The 16,815-nt window shown below is 61.1% G+C and carries 11 protein-coding genes; 2 read left to right on the plus strand and 9 right to left on the minus strand.

Going from position 1 to position 16,815, the window contains the following annotated elements:
- Positions 1-162: 162 nt before the first annotated feature.
- The 5 genes from B5F12_RS08625 to B5F12_RS08645 all read right to left on the minus strand — a co-directional run bounded on the left by B5F12_RS08625 (position 163) and on the right by B5F12_RS08645 (position 5,122).
- A complete protein-coding gene (locus tag B5F12_RS08625) occupies positions 163-630 on the minus strand; it encodes a GNAT family N-acetyltransferase (protein ID WP_087233284.1) in 468 nt (155 codons plus the stop codon).
- 384 nt (positions 631-1,014) lie between these two features.
- Positions 1,015-1,896: a radical SAM protein gene (locus B5F12_RS08630; RefSeq protein ID WP_087233287.1), complete on the minus strand. Its 882-nt coding sequence runs from the start codon at positions 1,894-1,896 to the stop codon at positions 1,015-1,017.
- Positions 1,893-2,930: an A/G-specific adenine glycosylase gene (gene mutY / locus B5F12_RS08635; protein WP_087233290.1), complete on the minus strand. Its 1,038-nt coding sequence runs from the start codon at positions 2,928-2,930 to the stop codon at positions 1,893-1,895. Before mutY ends, B5F12_RS08630 begins: the two co-directional genes overlap by 4 nt.
- Positions 2,931-2,966: 36 nt before the next feature.
- On the minus strand, positions 2,967-3,620 hold the full coding sequence (locus B5F12_RS08640; RefSeq protein WP_158096788.1) for a gamma-glutamyl-gamma-aminobutyrate hydrolase family protein: 654 nt from the start codon (positions 3,618-3,620) through the stop codon (positions 2,967-2,969).
- Positions 3,617-5,122, minus strand: coding sequence for an oligosaccharide flippase family protein (locus tag B5F12_RS08645; RefSeq protein ID WP_087233362.1), 1,506 nt, complete (start codon positions 5,120-5,122; stop codon positions 3,617-3,619). Before B5F12_RS08645 ends, B5F12_RS08640 begins: the two co-directional genes overlap by 4 nt.
- Before the next feature lie 116 nt (positions 5,123-5,238).
- Here B5F12_RS08645 and B5F12_RS08650 point away from each other — a divergent pair, with 116 nt between their 5' ends.
- Positions 5,239-5,577, plus strand: a complete 339-nt coding sequence (locus B5F12_RS08650; protein ID WP_087233295.1) for a hypothetical protein — start codon at positions 5,239-5,241, stop codon at positions 5,575-5,577.
- Here B5F12_RS08650 and B5F12_RS08655 read toward each other — a convergent pair.
- Entirely contained in the window at positions 5,564-6,103 is a 540-nt protein-coding gene (locus B5F12_RS08655) for an NUDIX hydrolase (protein WP_087233298.1), read from the minus strand. The genes B5F12_RS08650 and B5F12_RS08655 overlap by 14 nt on opposite strands.
- Positions 6,104-6,222: 119 nt before the next feature.
- Here B5F12_RS08655 and B5F12_RS08660 point away from each other — a divergent pair, with 119 nt between their 5' ends.
- Entirely contained in the window at positions 6,223-7,416 is a 1,194-nt protein-coding gene (locus B5F12_RS08660; RefSeq protein WP_087233301.1) for an ATP-binding protein, read from the plus strand.
- Between the two features lie 45 nt (positions 7,417-7,461).
- Here the strand turns inward: B5F12_RS08660 and B5F12_RS08665 are convergent, their stop codons facing one another.
- From B5F12_RS08665 to B5F12_RS08675, 3 genes are all read right to left on the minus strand, one after another.
- A complete protein-coding gene (locus B5F12_RS08665; RefSeq protein ID WP_087233304.1) occupies positions 7,462-10,005 on the minus strand; it encodes a TetM/TetW/TetO/TetS family tetracycline resistance ribosomal protection protein in 2,544 nt (847 codons plus the stop codon).
- Positions 10,006-10,086: 81 nt separating this feature from the next.
- A complete protein-coding gene (locus B5F12_RS08670; RefSeq protein WP_087233307.1) occupies positions 10,087-10,713 on the minus strand; it encodes a hypothetical protein in 627 nt (208 codons plus the stop codon).
- 108 nt (positions 10,714-10,821) lie between these two features.
- Positions 10,822-16,767: a beta-N-acetylglucosaminidase domain-containing protein gene (locus tag B5F12_RS08675; protein ID WP_087233310.1), complete on the minus strand. Its 5,946-nt coding sequence runs from the start codon at positions 16,765-16,767 to the stop codon at positions 10,822-10,824.
- Positions 16,768-16,815 lie beyond the last annotated feature (48 nt).

Consider the following 16,815-nt stretch of genomic DNA (forward strand, 5'->3'; position numbering starts at 1 on the left):
AGATTCCACCTCACGATGGACACCCTTGCCTTCGGCTAACAGTTCCTACTGCCAAGTCTGTAGTGGACTTTCACCACCAAGTTATTGCCCATGCCGGGCGCACCATGAACAAAACACCCCCCGGACTTTCACAGTCCGGGGGGTGTCTTGCTGTCGGAATTGTTACAGGCACTCCAACTGCATATACTTCTTGATTTCACAAAAACCCAATTTTTCATAGAAGTGTAATGCATTAAGATTTTCAGTCATAACTTTTAGTTCAATGCTGTGAGCATCGTTCTCGTGTGCAAATTGTTTGAATTGCTGGAACAAGGCACCTGCAAACCCATTATGTCGATATTCCTCCAAGATATACAGTGCATCAAGAAGGGCCACTGGACGGGCAAACATTCCAGGAATCTGGTAGACAAAGCCATACAAAAAACCGACTATCTTTCCTTCTGTCTCCGCAACGAGCAACTTATGTCCATCCAGCCCAATCACTTCACTGTAATTGTTACTTACAGTGTATTCCTTATTCAAATTTTTATCAAATTCTGTTTCATACCGAATCAGTTCTGTGAGCAATTCATCGACACGTGCTGCATCTTCTTTCACAGCATTACGGATTACATAACCACTTGTCTTCATATTATCCCTCCGACTCAGTTTTTTCTCATAAAGTGCCCCATCATTTTTGTATAGTTTACCATTCTCCCGTCACTATTTCAACCAATCCTCTCGAACTTCCATGAACCACCCAGACTTTCTTGGCCCGATGGTTCTCTCACAAACGCATAAAAAAGCCTCCCTTGTGTAAAGGGAGGTGGCATGGCGTAAGCCATGACGGAGGGAGCCAAAGGACTCCGCCGCACTTCTTGTGGTGCTGTGGTAGGGGCCGTGGCTTGCCCGGCCCGTGGCTACCCTGGCCTTACCCCGGGGGATTCGGGAGGGGCAAGCCCCTCCCCCACGCACAGCAACACCGGAAATCCGGCAAAGCCCTCAGGGTCTGCATTCTTCATTTTTCATTCTACATTATTCATTTTCTCTCATGTTCCAATCGGGGATGAACTTCTCCCCCACCGCCTCCAGCTCCTGCACATACCCCTGAATGCCCAGGGCGTCCATATAGCTGCGGGCGGCTCTCAGCTCCGAGGGGCGAATGGTGCGCTGCAATTCCGGGAACTGCTCCAAATCTCCACAGGGGGTGTACTGGGCCATCAGCGAAAACAGCACCTCGCCGGGGGCGAACTGCTCCGACACCCAGTCCATCACCCGCTTGGCCTCGGCCAAGCGGCCGGGGAGAATCAAGTGGCGGATGACCACCCCTTTTTTCAACATCCCGTCCTCCAACTGCACGGGGCCCGTCTGGCGGAACATTTCCACAATGGCGGCCTTGGCCGTGGAAGGATAGTCCGGGGCGGCGGAGTACCTCCCCGCCAACTCCTCCGTCACATATTTCAGGTCGGGCAGATATACGTCCACCTTTCCCTCCAGGCTTTTCAGAATCTCCACCCGCTCGTAGCCGCCGCAGTTGAACACCACAGGCAGGTTGCCGGGGATGGGCCGGGCAAGCACCTTTTGCAGCACGTGGATGTACTGGGTGGGGGTGACCAGCTCGATGTTGTGGGCCCCCTCCCCCGCCAGCTTTTCAAAGAGGGCGTACAGCTCGTCTTCCGTCACTTCCTTGCCCTGGTTTTCGTGGCTGATGGGCCCGTTCTGGCAGAACACACACCCCAGGGTGCAGCCGGAGAAAAACACCGTCCCCGCGCCTCGGGTTCCGGAAATACAGGGCTCCTCCCAGTGGTGCAGCTCCGCCCTTGCCACCTTCACCACGCTGGGCAGGCGGCACCAGCCCTTTCCCACCTCCGGGGTACGCTCCGCCCCGCACTGGCGGGGGCACAGATTGCAGATCATCCCTGAATCTCCTCCTTCACCACGTCCATCACCCCGGCAAAGGCGTTGGGCACGGCGTAAATGTCGGCAAGTTCCTGCCAGGTGCACCACACCCAGCCCGTGGGCAGCTGGTCCTCCTCCAGGCGCACCACCTGGGCGGTGAGGTGCCACTCCACATGGGAAAAGATGTGCCGGGCCACCCCGCCAAAACGGCCCTGGGGCATGTCCCCCGTCCACTCCGGGGGCAGCTGAGTGCCCAACTCATTGGGGAACTCCCACAGCCCCGCCAACAGCCCCTTGGGGGGACGCTGGCGCAGGGCTACCCGGTTTTCATGAATGAGCAGCCACACCGTCCGCTCCTCGATGCGCCGGGGACGTTTGGGGGCCTTCACCGGGATGCGGCTCCAGCTGTCCTGGGCATAGGCCACGCAGAAGTCCCGGGCGGGGCAGCGCTGACACTGAGGCGCTCCGTTGGGCAGGCATACCGTGGCCCCCAGCTCCATCATGGCCTGGGTGAACTTGTCCGGGGCGTGAAGGGGGATGATGGGACTCAGCTGGGCGGCTATGGCCCGCTTGGTGGCCTGGGCGGTGATGTCCCGCTCATCTCCGTTGATGCGGGTGACTACCCGGAGGACGTTTCCGTCCACGGCCGGGACGGGCTGTTTGAAGGCGATGGAACAGATGGCCCCGGCGGTGTAGTCCCCCACCCCCTTCAAGGCCCGCACCTGGTCATACTGGGAGGGGAACACGCCGCCATATTCCTCCATGATCTGCCGGGCGGCGGCCTGGAGGTTGCGGGCCCGGCTATAGTAGCCCAGCCCCTGCCACAGCTTCATAAGCCGCCCCTCCGGCACCTGGGCCAGGGCGGCCACGTCTGGTAGCTCCGCCATAAACCGGGCGTAGTAGTCCAGCACCGCCGCCACACGGGTCTGCTGGAGCATGATCTCGGACACCCACACATGGTACGGGGTGGGGTCCTCTCTCCAGGGCAGGGTGCGGGCGTTGTCTCGGTACCACTCCAGAAGGGGGATGGGCAGTTGTTCGATGGGCAGCATGGGGTTACCTCCAGGTCAAAAATCTTTTCTAGTATATCATACTTCCCCGTCTCCCCTCAAGCGTCGGCACAGCTGGACAAATTGGGAAAAAATCACCGCTCCCGCCTCCCCCATCCGCTCGGGGTGGAACTGCACCGTCCACAGGGGCAAGGTGCGGTGCTCCATAGCCTCCACCACCTCTCCCTCGGACCAGGCGGTGGCCACCAGCCCCCGGCCCAGCTTGCCCAGGCCCTGGTGGTGGTTGGAGTTGACGGTACACACTGCCCCATACCAGGCATCCATGCGGGAGCCCTTCCGGGTGCGCACCGGGTGGAGGCAGTCCCCCTGGGGCTGCTGGTGGAAGGGGGCCAGGGTCTTGTCCAAGTTTTGCACCAGGTTGCCCCCCGCCCACACGTTGACCACCTGGTGGCCCCGGCAGATGCCCAACACCGGGCGGCGGGCGGCGGTGAAGGCGTCCAGCAGAGCCAGTTCCCGGCGGTCCCGGGGCAGGTCCATGTCCCGGGACCCCCGGTTAAACGAGTGGAAACAGGCTGGGTGCATATCGCCGCCCCCGGCCAGAATGAGGCCATCATAGCGCAGGTCCGGCTGGGGCAGGTACACAGCGCTGCCCTGGCCCCCGGCCCGCTCCACCGCCTCCAGATAGTTGGAGGCGTCCCCGCCCCCGGTGGAAATCAAAATGGAAACCTTCACGTTTTCTTCCCCCTCCTTGCCCATAACCAACCAAACACTGAAAGCCCCTGCATGAGCAGCACGGCCACATAGAGCAGCGTGCCCACCACCACGCACACCACGCAGGTGGTGCCCAGCCACACCCCGGCCCCCAGCAGCCACTGAAACAGCAGCCGACACCACAGCCCCACCAGCACCGCCGACAGCACCGGGCGGACAAACCAGGCGTACAGCCGTAGGCGGAGCCCGGTGGCGTAGAGCACGGAGGCCAGGTTCATCCCCATCCCCACCAGGGAGGAGAGGACGAAGCCCACCACAAAGCCCCGCAGGCCCCAGGTGGACACCGTGCCATAGGTAAAGGCCAACTGCACCACGTCGCTGGCAATGGCGTTTCTGGCCCCCTTGCCCTGGAGCCCCAGGCCGTTGAGGGCGCCCCCCAACACCGACTGCACACAGGTCATCAGGGTGCCCACCGCCAGGGGCAGTATGTACTCCCCCACCCGCTGCTGCTGGAACAAGAGCTGCCCCACGGTGGGGCCCATCACCACCAGCAGCGCCATACAGGGGGCCATGAGCAGCATGGTCACCGACATGATGCGGTTTAAAAATCCCGCCGCCACCCGGGCGTCCCCGTGGGCGGTGCGCCGGGACAGATCGGGCACCATGGTCAAGCACAGCGCCCCGATAAATCCGGTGGGCAGGGCCAGCAGGGGCATGGTCATGCCGCACAGGATGCCAAAGGCGGACATGGCCGCCCCGGACTCCATGCCCCCCTCCACCAGCTTGGCGGGGATGAGCACCGCATTGGCCGAGCCCAAGATGGTGCCCAGCACCGAGGTGAGGCCCACGGGGATGGCGATGGACCACAGGCCCTTTGCCACCGACGGGTCTCGGGCCAATCCCCGGGGACGGGTGCGCTGAAAGAGCACCACCAGGGACACGGCGGAAAACACCTCGCAGATGACCATGCCCAGCACAATGAGGCCCACGGTGCGCTCCTGGTTTTGGGGCAGCAGCCACACCAGCAGGCCCAGCACCGCCCCGGCCCGCACCAGCTGCTCCATGGTCTCCACGGTGGCTGGGATGCGCACCCGCCCGGTACCATAAAAACAGTGCTTATGCAGGTTCTCCACCCCGGTGAGGAGGACGCAGGGCACCAAGAGCACAATGCCCAGCCGGGTGCGGGCATCCCCCAGCAGGTACACGGAAATGGGGTCTGAGCACCACACGATCACCGCCCCCAGGGGGACGGCCAGGAGGAAGAAGCGGCGCAGGCCCGCCCCCAACACCTGGGTCACCCCCGCCTCGTCTCCCAGGGCGTGGCACCGGGCGGCACGGGTGGACACCGCCACCGTCAGGCCCACCGCCGTCACCGACATAAACATGGAGTACACCGGCATCACCAGTTGATACAGCCCCATGGTCTCCGCCCCAATGAGCCGGGAGAGCATCATCCGGTACAAAAAGCCCACCACCTGGGCAAACAGCCCGGTGGCGGTGAGCAGCAGCGTCCCCGACCACATGGCGCTCAAAACAAATCCCCCCTTCTCATAGCGTTTCCATTCTATGAGAAAGGGGGATTTTTCATGTGAACTTTTTTCCATTTCGCCGCATAGGATAGCGAAAAGGGGGTAGATGCATGGACCAGCCCACCAGTCCCGACCGGAGTGCCGATTCCGACTTTTCCTTTCTGATGGCGGTGCATACCCTATACCGGGCGGAGGCCGGACAGACCACCGGGTTTTATCCCCTGCGCTGCGGCGAGACCGCTCTCACCCTGGGCAGCTCCGGGTTCTTTCTCACCCAGACCCTCAAGGCCCTAAACGAGACAGACCCCGCCAACGCCGCAGAGCTGTGTGCCGCCCAGTGGGAGGTGATGGCGGCGGGTCTCATTTTGATTGCCGCCTTTATCCAGTTTGAGCTGGTTCAATACCGCAGGCGCACCGGGCAGCTGCCGGACGTTCTCACAGCTTCTTGAGCCGACCCGCGGCCCGCAGAATGGAGGCCACCGTCTTGCTGTCCTCCAGGCGGCCATCAATGGCCATCTCCACTGCCTCAGACAGGGGCATCTTCACCCGCTCCAGGAACTCGTCCTCGTCGGGGTGCATCTGGCCGAAGGTGAGGCCACGGGCCAGGTACACGTGCTGGAGCTCGTCGCAGAAGCCGGGGGTGGGCAGCATCTCACCCATGGGAATCCACTCCCGGGCCTCGGCGCCGATCTCCTCGCTGAGCTCCCGCTTGGCCGCCTCGAAGTGGTCCTCGCCGTACTCCAGCTTGCCGGCGGGCACCTCCAGGAGCACCTTGGCATAGGGGTAGCGGTACTGGCGCACCAGGTAGATGTTGTCCTCATCGTCAATGGGCACCATGACCACAGCGCCGGGGTGGCGGATGACCTCCCGCCAGGAAGTACGGCCATTGATGAGCTCCACCGTATCGTAGTGGACCTTCAGAAGGCCGCCGTCATACACCAGCTTGCTGGTGAGTGTTTTTTCCATGAGTTCCATACCACAAGACCTCCTCGTCTCATTTCCCTGAGTATAGCACACTTTTCTCCCCATTGCCATAGGAGGAGAAAACTTGTATAATGACTTTATCACACTAGAGAAACGACGAGGTGTTTTCCATGGAACTCTCCCATGTTCATATCGGTCTGTCCACCCTCTCCGTCTACCGGGACCTGCTGGACCAGCCGGTGACGGTGGCCCTGTCCAAGCTGTCCAAGGCCCTGGAGACAGGGGACGGCCTGACTGCCGCCCAGTGCTACAGCCAGCTCTTCTATGAGATGCAGCGCTCCGGCAGCCCCAGCCTGGGCCACTGGCTCTATGAGGCTCTGCGCTGGTCCCAGGGCCCCTACCCCACCGCTATAGCAAAGGGGGAGTGCCCGGAGCACCTGGAGTATGCCGCCAGGCTGGACATCAACACGCTCAACCAAATTGGATTGATTTCCAGCCAAACTTGGCTGGATGCTATCACCGCTGCCACTCCTGCCAAACTACGCCCCTTGCTGCCTCAGATGCTTATCTGGCCCCCTGCACCCCCCTTCGTTCTTCCTTCTCTGTCCCGGGCCTATCGCCAGGAGGGCGTGGGACCCCTGGCCCGGCACAAGGCCTTTGTGTGGGAGGACGGCACCCTCATCCCGGTGCCCCACCCCGACTGTCCCACCAGTGAGCAGCTCATGGGCTACGAGCACCACCGCAACCAGGTGGTGCAGAACACCCGGGCGCTGCTGGCGGGAAAGTACGTCAACAACGTGCTGCTCTACGGCGAGAGCGGCACCGGCAAGTCCGCCACTGTCAAGCACCTGCTCACCCTGCCGGGGATGGAGCAGCTGCGCCTCATTGAGGCGGACAAGGAGAACCTGTCCGGCCTGCCCGCCCTCATCCGCTCTCTGGAGGGGCAGCCCTTGAAGTTTATCATCTTCATTGACGACCTCACCTTTGACCGGGACGACCCCACCTACTCGGTTCTGAAAACCATTTTGGAGGGGGGCGTGGAGCGTCGGCCCCAGAACGTGGCCATCTATGCCACCTCTAACCGACGCCATCTGGTACGGCAGACCATTTCGGAGCGGGCGGGGGACGAGATGGACCGCAACGAGACCATCCGGGAGAAGACCTCCCTGGCCGACCGCTTCGGACTGCGCATCCTGTACCAGGGCTTAAGCCGGGGCGAGTTCTTGGACCTGGTAGACCTATTTGCCGCCCAGCATGGGTGCACCCTGCCCCAGGAGCAGCTCCACCAGCAGGCCATCGCCTGGGAGCGGCACCATGGGTCCACCACACCCCGGACGGCACTGCAATTTGTGCTGTCACTGTGAGGAAAAGACCTCCACAATCGGCTTCCCGGTTGTGGAGGTTTTTTCTCATCCTATAGTATCTCGAATCTGGGCCATCACCTGGTCCGTCTCGTATTTCAGCTCGGCGGCGGACATGCGCTGGGCCCCGTGGCCCAGAATGATCATCTGCTCCAGGCCGTCGGAGGTGGCCACCCGCACCCGGTTGTCCCGGCTGAGCTGGTAAGTGGTGCGCTCAATGTACATGTCGGCGGTCTCCGCCTCCTTGGTGTACACCACATACAGGTCCCCCAGCTGCTCCACCGCTCCTTTGCCGCCCTTGACCTTGTAGGCGTCAAAGACCACGATGACCTGACAGCCTCGCCAGCTCTGGTAGTTGCGCAGCAGGTCAATGAGCTTGGCCCGTGCCCCGTCCAAATCCTCTCGGGCCAGGGCGGACAGGTCTTCCCAGGCGTGGATGATGTTGTACCCATCCACCAGCAGGTAGTCCTTCCCCGTCCGCTTTTTTAAGCCCTTCCAAGGCCGCTCCTTGGGCTTGGTGGTGGCCTTCACCGAGTGGAAGGCCCGGGGCTTCACCGCCCCATAGGTGCGGGCAAAGATCTCCTCCAGCTCCTTGTCCAGGGCCACCTGGGAAGCGTAGCCCCGCTGGAACTGGGGGGCAGGCTGGGCCTTGCGGGCCCGCTCCTCCTCTGGCAGCCAGCCGCTGTCCACATGCATGCGGGAGCGCACCTCATTCCAGGGCACGTGCACCCCCGCCCCGTGGTCACAGAACACCGAGCCAGAGGGGTTGTCCACATCCCGGTCCGGGTCGTAGCCCCGCTCCTCCACCACTTGCTGGGTGTTATGGCAAGGGCGGTAGCCGTCCAGGCGGCAGGAGAATCGGCCTCGGCCCTGGGTATAGGCGGCCACCTGGCTCCAGTACTCCCCCACCTCGGACACGGGCAGGGACCCGGTGAGCACCGCCGTCTCCCCCCGCATCTGGGGGCCCTCAAACTCGCCGCACATGCGCTGCACGTCGGTCATGGCCCGGCCCACGCTCTCCCCCGGCACCTCCAGGCGGAAGGTATACCAGGGCTCCAGCAGGATGGTCTCCCCCATCATCAGTCCTTGGCGGATGGCCCGGTAGGTGGCCTGGCGGAAGTCGCCCCCCTCGGTGTGCTTCAAGTGGCCCTTGCCGGTGAGCAGGGTCAGCTTCAAATCGGTAATGGGAGACCCGGTGAGCACTCCCACATGTTGGCGCTCCACCAGGTGGGTGAGAATGAGCCGCTGCCAGTTGCCGTCCAGCACGTCCTCGGAGCACACGGTGTCAATTTGCAGCCCCGCCCCCCGCTCCAGGGGCTCCAGAAGCAGGTGCACCTCGGCGTAGTGGCGCAGAGGCTCAAAGTGGCCCACACCTTCCACAGGACGGGCCAAGGTCTCCAGGTAGACGATGCTGCCGGGGCCGAAGGTGACATCCAAGTCGAAACGGCGGCGCAGTTCCCGCTCCAATACCTCCCGGTGCACCTGGCCCATGAGCTTCACCCGCACCTGCTCTGCGTGTGGCTCCCACTCCACTTGCAGCTGGGGGTCCTCCTCCTCCAGGCGGCGCAGCCGCTCCAGCAAGGTGGAGGCGTTCACCCCCTCCGGGGGAATCACCTGATAGGAGAGCACCGGCTCCAGCCGGGGGCCGGTCCAGTTCTCCTCTGCCCCCAGTCCCTCCCCCGCCGTGGTGTGGGTGAGCCCGGTCACAGCGCACACCGTCCCGGCGGGGGCCACGTCCACCGCGGTGAATTTGGCCCCGGAGTAGAGGCGAATCTGGTTGACCTTCTCCTCCCAGTTGGGTCCGTGGAGCACCTCTCGCACCCGCATCTGGCCCCCGGTGACCTTCAGCCAGGTAAGCCGCTCGCCCCGCTCGTCCCGGGTGATTTTAAAGACCCGGGCCCCGAAGTCTTGGGGCCACTCCGGTTCCAGAGTATAGGCCTCAATGCCGTCCAGCAGCTCCTCCACCCCCTCCACTTGGAGGGCTGAGCCGAAGTACACCGGGAACAGCTGCCGCTGCACCACCAGAGCCGCCAATTCCTCCTGGGTAAATTCCTCCCCGGACAGGTACCGCTCCATGAGCGCCTCGCTGCACAGAGCCGCGCCCTCGCCTCGGGCCTCTGGGTCTGCCATGTCCACAAAGCCGTGGCCCAGCCGCCCCTCCAGCTGTTTGAGGATGGCGGTCTTCCCCTCATTGGGCTGGTCCATCTTGTTGACAAAGAGAAAGACGGGCACCCCCGCCTCCTCCAGCAGCTGCCACAGGGTTTCGGTGTGGCCCTGGACCCCGTCGGCGGAGCTGACCACCAGGATGGCGCAGTCCAGCACTTGCAGGGCCCGCTCCGTCTCGGCGGAGAAGTCCACGTGCCCCGGGGTGTCCACCAAAGTCAGCTCCAGGTCCCCCCGGCGCAAGATGGCCTGTTTGGCATAGATGGTGATGCCCCGCTCCCGCTCCAGCTCCTGGGTGTCCAGAAAGGCGTCCCCGTGGTCCACCCGGCCCAGGCGGCGGATGTTGCCCGTCAAATAGAGCATGGCCTCGGTGAGGGTGGTTTTCCCGGCGTCCACGTGGGCCATGATTCCAGTTGTCAATCGTTTCATGTTGGGTATTCCCCCTGCGTTTGGTTCTCCATTCAGAGTACCCGATGGGATCACATCTTGCAAGTGTTATCGGGAAAAAATTTACTCGGACTGTGTCCGATTCACCCCTTCATATAAATCGGCCTCTACAATTTTCTCGTGCAATTCTTCAAAACTACATTTTCTAGCACCGATATTCAAAAGGCGGTGCAAGGAAATCATCTTTTGTGCTCCCACGTTCTCGTTGAGCAGCCTGGTTGGAGCTACATAAAAATCCCATTGGCTCATATCCAACGGGTTTAAAGTCTCCTGCTCTGTGTGGTGATGCACACAAAACACATAGACCTTTGCTTGTCGTCTCAGTTCACGTTCATATTCATTCGCTTCATGGTCCCAAGCGTGGGTCGGCGGTATACGAAAGCTGATACTTGATAGACGGTCCTGTCCCCAGCTCTGGAGATACCCGGAGGATTTCACCTCCACCGAGATTCCCTCAGGAGAAAGCAAATCATATGCATCCCACTCCACACGCCCACGCCGCTGTATCCCCAGCGCACAAGCCACCAGATATTCTGCCAGGTGGCCTCGTTCCACATTGCCTATCAAGTCCGAATGTGCCCATCGCCAGTAATCCACCAAGGAGGCAAATGTATCTCCATTGGCTGTACAAAAGGGTTCGTCTCCCTGATAAAATTTGGGCTCTATTGCAGGATATTTTTTCTCTTCCATAGTGATAGCCCCCGTTTATTCTCACTTACAGCGCATGGAAAAGGCGGCAGGAATCATCCTGCCGCCTTTTCTGCGTTACGGGCATGAAATTTCATACCCAATGAAATTTTAGGCGTTCTTCTTGCGGAAGATAGCCAGCACAGCCAGACCGGCCGCGCACACCACAGCGGTGAACAGGTAGGCAGCCACATTCATGGTATCACCAGTCTGGGGCACCTTGCCGTCATCGGGCTGGGTGGTGGGAGCGGGAGTCTGAGAGGGCTGCTGGGTGGGCATCTCGCCCTCAGCAGTCAGGTTCTCCATGGCGGTGAGCAGGTTCATCACTGCGGTATCCACCTTGGCCTGATCGTCCTCGGTGAGGCTCTCGTCGGCCATCACGGCCTGAGCAGCAGCCAGAGCGGAGCGGAAGGCGCCCACGCTGGCCTCGTTGTAGCCGTTGAGGTCCATAGCCTCGGCCTTGGCAATCAGCTCTTCCAGGATGGACTTGTCAGCCTTGAAGCGCTGGGCCAGGATGGCGTTGAGCAGGTCCTCAGCCACGGGCTTGATGTCCTCGTCCATGGCGTCGCCGTCGTCCATGACCTTCTTGGCGGCGTCCAGAGCGTCAACCAGCATCTGCCAGTTGTCAGCCACATACTTGTCCTCGTCGGGCAGCATGCTCTCGGCCTTGGCGATGAGCTGCTCCAGCATGGTCTTGTCGCCCTGGGTGAGACCCAGACCCCAGATGCCTTCCAGCAGAGCGTCCCAAGCGGCGTTGATCTCGTCCTGAGTGGCGTTGGGGTTGTCCAGAACGGTCTTGGCATTGGCCACAGCGGCCTCAAAGGCGGCCTTGGCGGAGTCGGTGACACCCTCGGTGGACAGGGTCAGAGCGTACTCATAGGTCTTCTGCAGCAGGTCCTTGTTGCCGGGCTGGGCCTCGCCAGCGGGCACCAGAGCGTCCACGGCGGCCTCATAGGCAGCCTTGGCCTCCAGGAACTTCACGGGGTCCACACGCTGGTCGTTGCTGGTAGCGGCCAGATCCTGAGCAACCAGCTCGTCAATGGCCTGCTTGGCAGCGGTGACAGCGGCGTAGCTCTCAGCGGTGTAGTCCTCAGCCACGATGTTCTCGTAGCCAGCCACAGCCAGCTGAGCCAGCTCACGGTTCCGGGTGGAGTACACCAGACCGGCCTGAGCCTCTTCCACAGCGGCCTTCAGCTGGTCGGCCTTCTCCTGGGACAGGTTGCCGGCGTCGGCCAGAGCAGCCTCCAGGTCCTCCATGGCGGAGGAGTAGGTCATGAAGCTAAAGGTGGTGTAGACGTTGTTGTCGTTGGTGACCTTGTTGTCCACCAGACCCTGCAGCTCGTCCACGTTGCTGGCCTTGAGCACAGCATTGTTCACGGCGCTGTTCAGGGAGCCCAGAGCGGAGTCCACCATGGACTGGGTGACGTTGTCGTTTTCATACATGGCCTGAGCCACAGCCTTGGCAGCCTCGTAGGCAGCCACGCTGTCATCGGTCCAGGTGTCGGTGGGCTGAGTGGCATCCAGAGCGGCCTTCAGCTCGTCCTTATCCACCTGGCCCACAGCCTGGGTGGAGGTGACGATCTCGGCGATCTCGGGGATGGTGTCGGTCCAAGACACGGTGATGCTCTCCAGAGTCTTGCCGGTGTCCAGCTTGAACTCGTTGATGGCCTGGTTCAGAGTGCCCAGCTCCACAGCAGCGTCCTCGCCCACATACTGAGCGGTGACGGTGGCGTTGGAGATGGCGCCCAGCTGCACCAGACGGATGGAGGTCAGGCCGGTGGGCTCAGAGATGCGGTAGGTGAAGGAGCTGTTGGTGGCGCTGGACTTGTAGGTGGTGGTGTAGTCACCGTCCAGAGCGTTGGAGGGGATCATGCCCTTCTGCTCCACGTCAGCGCTGACGATGTCACGGTTGCTCTCGGGGGAGATGTACTCGCCGCCGTTGATCTGAATCTCGCTGAAGCCCAGCCATCTGTGGCTGTAGGTGCTCAGAGGAGTGACACGGATGTAGCGGCCATCCACGTCCAGACCGGTGGCCTCGGCGTACATGTAGCCGGGGTTCTTGCTGTCGTGATACAGGGTCTTGTCCTGCATGTCCTTGGCCACGGAGTTGTCCCACACGTTCTCGAAGTCGCCGTCGCCGATGACCAGGACCTCAGTCCAGTCCTCGCCGTTGGCGGACACCTCGAACTTCACGTGACGGGGGTAGTTGAGCTGAGTCTCCACGATGTAGTAGCGCAGAGAGGAGAAGTGGATGGTCTGGCCCAGATCGAAGGTGATGGTCTTGCCAACGTCCTGGGTGCCAGTGATCATGCCCAGAGTGGACAGGTCGCCGTCGAACACGTTCTTCACGGTACCGTTGTTTCTCATATCGGAGGAAGTGTCCTGAATGGCGAAGTTACTCTCCACGGTCTTCTCGCCCACGAACTCGTAGGAAACCACGAACTCGGTGAGGTTGAGCACCACGCCGTCAGCAGAGGAGACAGCGCGCACATAGCGGGCGTCGGTGGCGGACTTGGCGGTGTAAGCGGTCCAGGTCACACCGTTCATAGAGGTCTCCAGAGTCACGCCCTGGGGCAGCTCGGAGGTGGTCACGCCGGTGACAGCCTTGATGTTGCCCAGGTCCACACCCACGTAATCGCCGGTGTTCAGGGTGGCGGTGCCGTTGGTGAGGTTCACCTGGCCCTCGGAGGCGTTGGAGAGGATGTTGGTCTCCACATTGGTGTACAGGTTCTCGGTGGAGCCGGACTGGTTGAGCACCTCAGTGACGGTGAACTCGCTGAAGTAGCCCCAAGAGCCCTGCTGCACCAGGTTGCGGATGCGGATGTACTGAGCCTGAACGCCGTCCAGGTCGATGTCCAGCACGTCGGTGCCGCTGGCCTTGCCCTCGTAGCGCTCATAGTCAGGCACAGCGGTCCACTCCTGGCCGTCCACGGAGGTCTCGATGGCGTACACCTTCAGCTTGTCGGAGCTGTCGCCGTTGCCCACCACAATGTGAGCGCTGTCCAGCTTGGCAACCTTGCCCAGGTTGTAGCCCAGGAAGTCGTCCACCATGAAGTCGTCGCCGGTGGTGTTGCCGGACCCGTCGGGATCGTACCAGACGAAGGTGCCGTCGTTGCCGTCGTACAGGTTGGCCTCGTTGCCCTGATAGACAGTCCAGCGCTCGGTGCGGATGATGTTGTACTCAATGGGCTTGCTGGAGGTGTCGGCGGAGAATTCCACGTTGAACTCGCCCACACGCCACCAAATCTTCTTGAAGGCATCGTTCTGCACACGCACAGCGGTGGTGGTGATGTCCTCATCAGAGAAATCGAAGGTCTGGACCTTGTCGCCGTTGACCTCGGCGATGGTCTGCCAGTTGCCCTCATCATCCAGGTACTGGATGGAGCCGTCGGTGATCACGTCGCCGGCAGCGGAGCCGCCCTGAGCGAAGGTGACGCTGGACAGCTTCATGGGCTCAGTGAGGGTGTACTGGATGTAGGAGCCGGCGGGCAGGCCGTCCTTGTCGGTGCCGCTGGCCACAGACAGCCACACCTCGCTGGCGCTGGCGCCGCCGTTGGCACCATCGTTGAGCACGTCCCAAGCGGTGCCGTTCATCCGATCCCGGTTGGTGGAATAGGTACCCTCAGTGACCTCAGGCTCGCTGTCCTGAGCGTTGATCTGGAACTCTCTGAGATCCAACCAGCAAGCACCGCTGTTGGCCTGAGTGGTGATCAGGCGCACGCCCATAGCCTGGAAATCCTGGGGCAGTGCATCCTCATCCAGGGAGATTTCGAAGGGCTGATTTCTCGGCACATCGAATTGATTCTCTCCCTCACGCAGCTCAATATCAACCCACTCTTTTCCATCGGTGGTATACTGGAGTTTGGAATGCTCAAAGTGATCGGCCTGACCCTGCATGGTAATGCGGATGTTGTTCACATCGATGACCTTGTTATACAGCAGTCCCACATACTCGCCCTCAGCAATGGCATTGGGAGTTTTAAACGTCATGCCGGTACTGTCGCTTCCATCAAAGATATTAGCAACGTCACCAGTGGGGGTGTCGGTACGGTTGGTGATGAAGTTGGCAATCACCTTGCTGGGATCCATGGCGGTCTCCGCAGACTGAGAGACATAGTTGGCCAGGGTCTTGATGAAGGGCACGATGTGCTGCACGCCCACCTCGGCATACTCGGTGTGATCCAGGTACCAGAAGCCGTAGGTCTTGGAGCTGTCGAAAGCGGTCTTACCCTCAGAGTTGTACTTGAGGATGTTGGAGGTATCCCCTGCCAGCACAGCCTTCACGCCGTTGAGGTAGGCGATGGCGGCGGTGGTGGTGTCGTCCCAGCAGTTGAGCCAGTAGACGATCTGATCCTTCACATCGGTGTTGCCAGCCTTGGCCCGGTAGGTCTTGGCGGCCTCCTGGAGCAGCTCAAACTCGGCCATCACGGTGTTCACATCGTCCACAGTGACGGTACCGGCAGTCAGCTTCTCCTTGAAGGAGTTGAGAATGGGCTTGAGTTCCACAGACTCCTGCAGCACGCGCACACGGCTGTCCATGTTCTGGTTGATCATGTGCTTGGACAGCTCACGCAGAGCATTGGAGGCGTCATTGGGAATGACGGTGTTGTGGTCCACGCAGGCGAAGGAAGCGTCCCAAGCCTTGTCAGCCTCCTCCTGAGTCTCCCAGATGTTCCAGGAATAGCAGGCATTGCCGAAAATGGCCACCTTACTGGGCTCAGACTGCTGCATGGGGTTGAGTACGATGCCCTGGATGTTATCCGGGTCGACACCGATCTGGAGGAAGTCAGAGTAACCACCCATGATCAGGTGCTTCTTGGAGTTGTCAGTGCAGGGCCAGTTGATCCACATGTAGGGACCACGGCCCACGGTGTTGGTGAAGGAAGAGGTGAAGTTATCGGTAACCTCGCCCCAGACCTTACCACCGGTCATGACGATCTGCACGTTCTCGGGGAACTGGGCATAGTAGGACTGGCCCCAGCCCATGTACTCCTGGGTGCAGAAAGGCAGGGTGGTCTTCAGATCGGGATAGGTCTTCTGCATCTCCACCAGCCAATCGCTCATGTCGGTGAGGAAGCGGACATAGTTGTCGTTGCCCACGTGAGCGGCGTCGTCGGCCAGAATGGCGATCTGACGCACACCGGCCTCGATGACCTGGGCAAACTTGGCCTGAACGGCAGCCAGGTCAGCCTGGTAGTTCTCCTCGGTGTTGAAGCGCACCGCATTGTACATAAAGGGGTGCAGCGCAAACACAAAGCGGCACTTGGAGGCGTTGCCGGCCTCAGCCAGAGGCTTGATTTTCGTCTCCAGTTCCTCCTGGGTGTAGAGAGAACGCCACTGAGCATTGTGCTTGGGGTCGTCCTTGGGGGCGTAGAAGTAAGAGTTGAGCTTGTAGTAGCCGCCCCAAGTCATCAGATTGACCCGGTCCTGGGTGCTCCAGGGGTTGCCGTAGTAACCCTCGATGAAGCCACGGCTGGCCACGTCGGCCCAGTCCTCCATGTGGAACTCCTGGATGGTGTAGCTGTCCATCTGGGTGAACACGTGGTACAGGCTGGTCAGGCCGTAGAACGCAGCGTCGGTGTCCCGGCCCAGCACGGTAATCACGCCGTTCTGGTTGTCCAGGACATAGGAATCCAGCTCGTCAAACAGCCCGTCGGTGGTCACCTCCAGGTTCTCCTTGGCATAGCTGTCCACGTAGCCGCCGGAGCCGTTGATACCCACCAGAATGTTGGTCTTACCGTTGACCATCTCGTCCGAGGTGGTGTAGGTGATGTCCCCCTTCAGGTCCAGCACCTCGTCCAGGCGGTCCTTGGTGTACTGGTCGATGCCGTCCTCGAACACCACGTTGACTTCATTTTTAACAATGTAGTCTCCACCTGTATAGGTCATCACATGGGGATTGGGGTAAATCTCATACCCGGTACTCCCCGTGTCCTCGGCCTGGGCCTGGAAGGGGGTCATTGCCACACAACCCGCGCCCATGACCGCGGCCAAGGCGGCCGCAGTGAGTCTGCGTCCCATATGGGCCTGACTCGCTTGTCTTGTTTGCCGTCTCATTTCGCTTCCTCCTTATCTTATTTTGGATGCTGGAGCTTCCCACAAAAA

Origin of the sequence: Pseudoflavonifractor sp. An176 (genome assembly GCF_002160435.1) — a bacterium.
In the GTDB taxonomy this organism is placed as follows: domain Bacteria; phylum Bacillota; class Clostridia; order Oscillospirales; family Oscillospiraceae; genus Enterenecus; species Enterenecus faecium.

Coding starts and splice junctions, on each gene's coding strand:
- B5F12_RS08625 (WP_087233284.1), bottom strand. CDS start 630: ATGAAGACAAGTGGTTATGTAATCCGTAATGCTGTGAAAGAAGATGCA.
- B5F12_RS08630 (WP_087233287.1), bottom strand. CDS start 1,896: ATGATCTGCAATCTGTGCCCCCGCCAGTGCGGGGCGGAGCGTACCCCG.
- mutY (WP_087233290.1), bottom strand. CDS start 2,930: ATGCTGCCCATCGAACAACTGCCCATCCCCCTTCTGGAGTGGTACCGA.
- B5F12_RS08645 (WP_087233362.1), bottom strand. CDS start 5,122: ATGTGGTCGGGGACGCTGCTGCTCACCGCCACCGGGCTGTTTGCCCAG.
- B5F12_RS08650 (WP_087233295.1), top strand. CDS start 5,239: ATGGACCAGCCCACCAGTCCCGACCGGAGTGCCGATTCCGACTTTTCC.
- B5F12_RS08655 (WP_087233298.1), bottom strand. CDS start 6,103: ATGGAACTCATGGAAAAAACACTCACCAGCAAGCTGGTGTATGACGGC.
- B5F12_RS08660 (WP_087233301.1), top strand. CDS start 6,223: ATGGAACTCTCCCATGTTCATATCGGTCTGTCCACCCTCTCCGTCTAC.
- B5F12_RS08665 (WP_087233304.1), bottom strand. CDS start 10,005: ATGAAACGATTGACAACTGGAATCATGGCCCACGTGGACGCCGGGAAA.
- B5F12_RS08670 (WP_087233307.1), bottom strand. CDS start 10,713: ATGGAAGAGAAAAAATATCCTGCAATAGAGCCCAAATTTTATCAGGGA.
- B5F12_RS08675 (WP_087233310.1), bottom strand. CDS start 16,767: ATGAGACGGCAAACAAGACAAGCGAGTCAGGCCCATATGGGACGCAGA.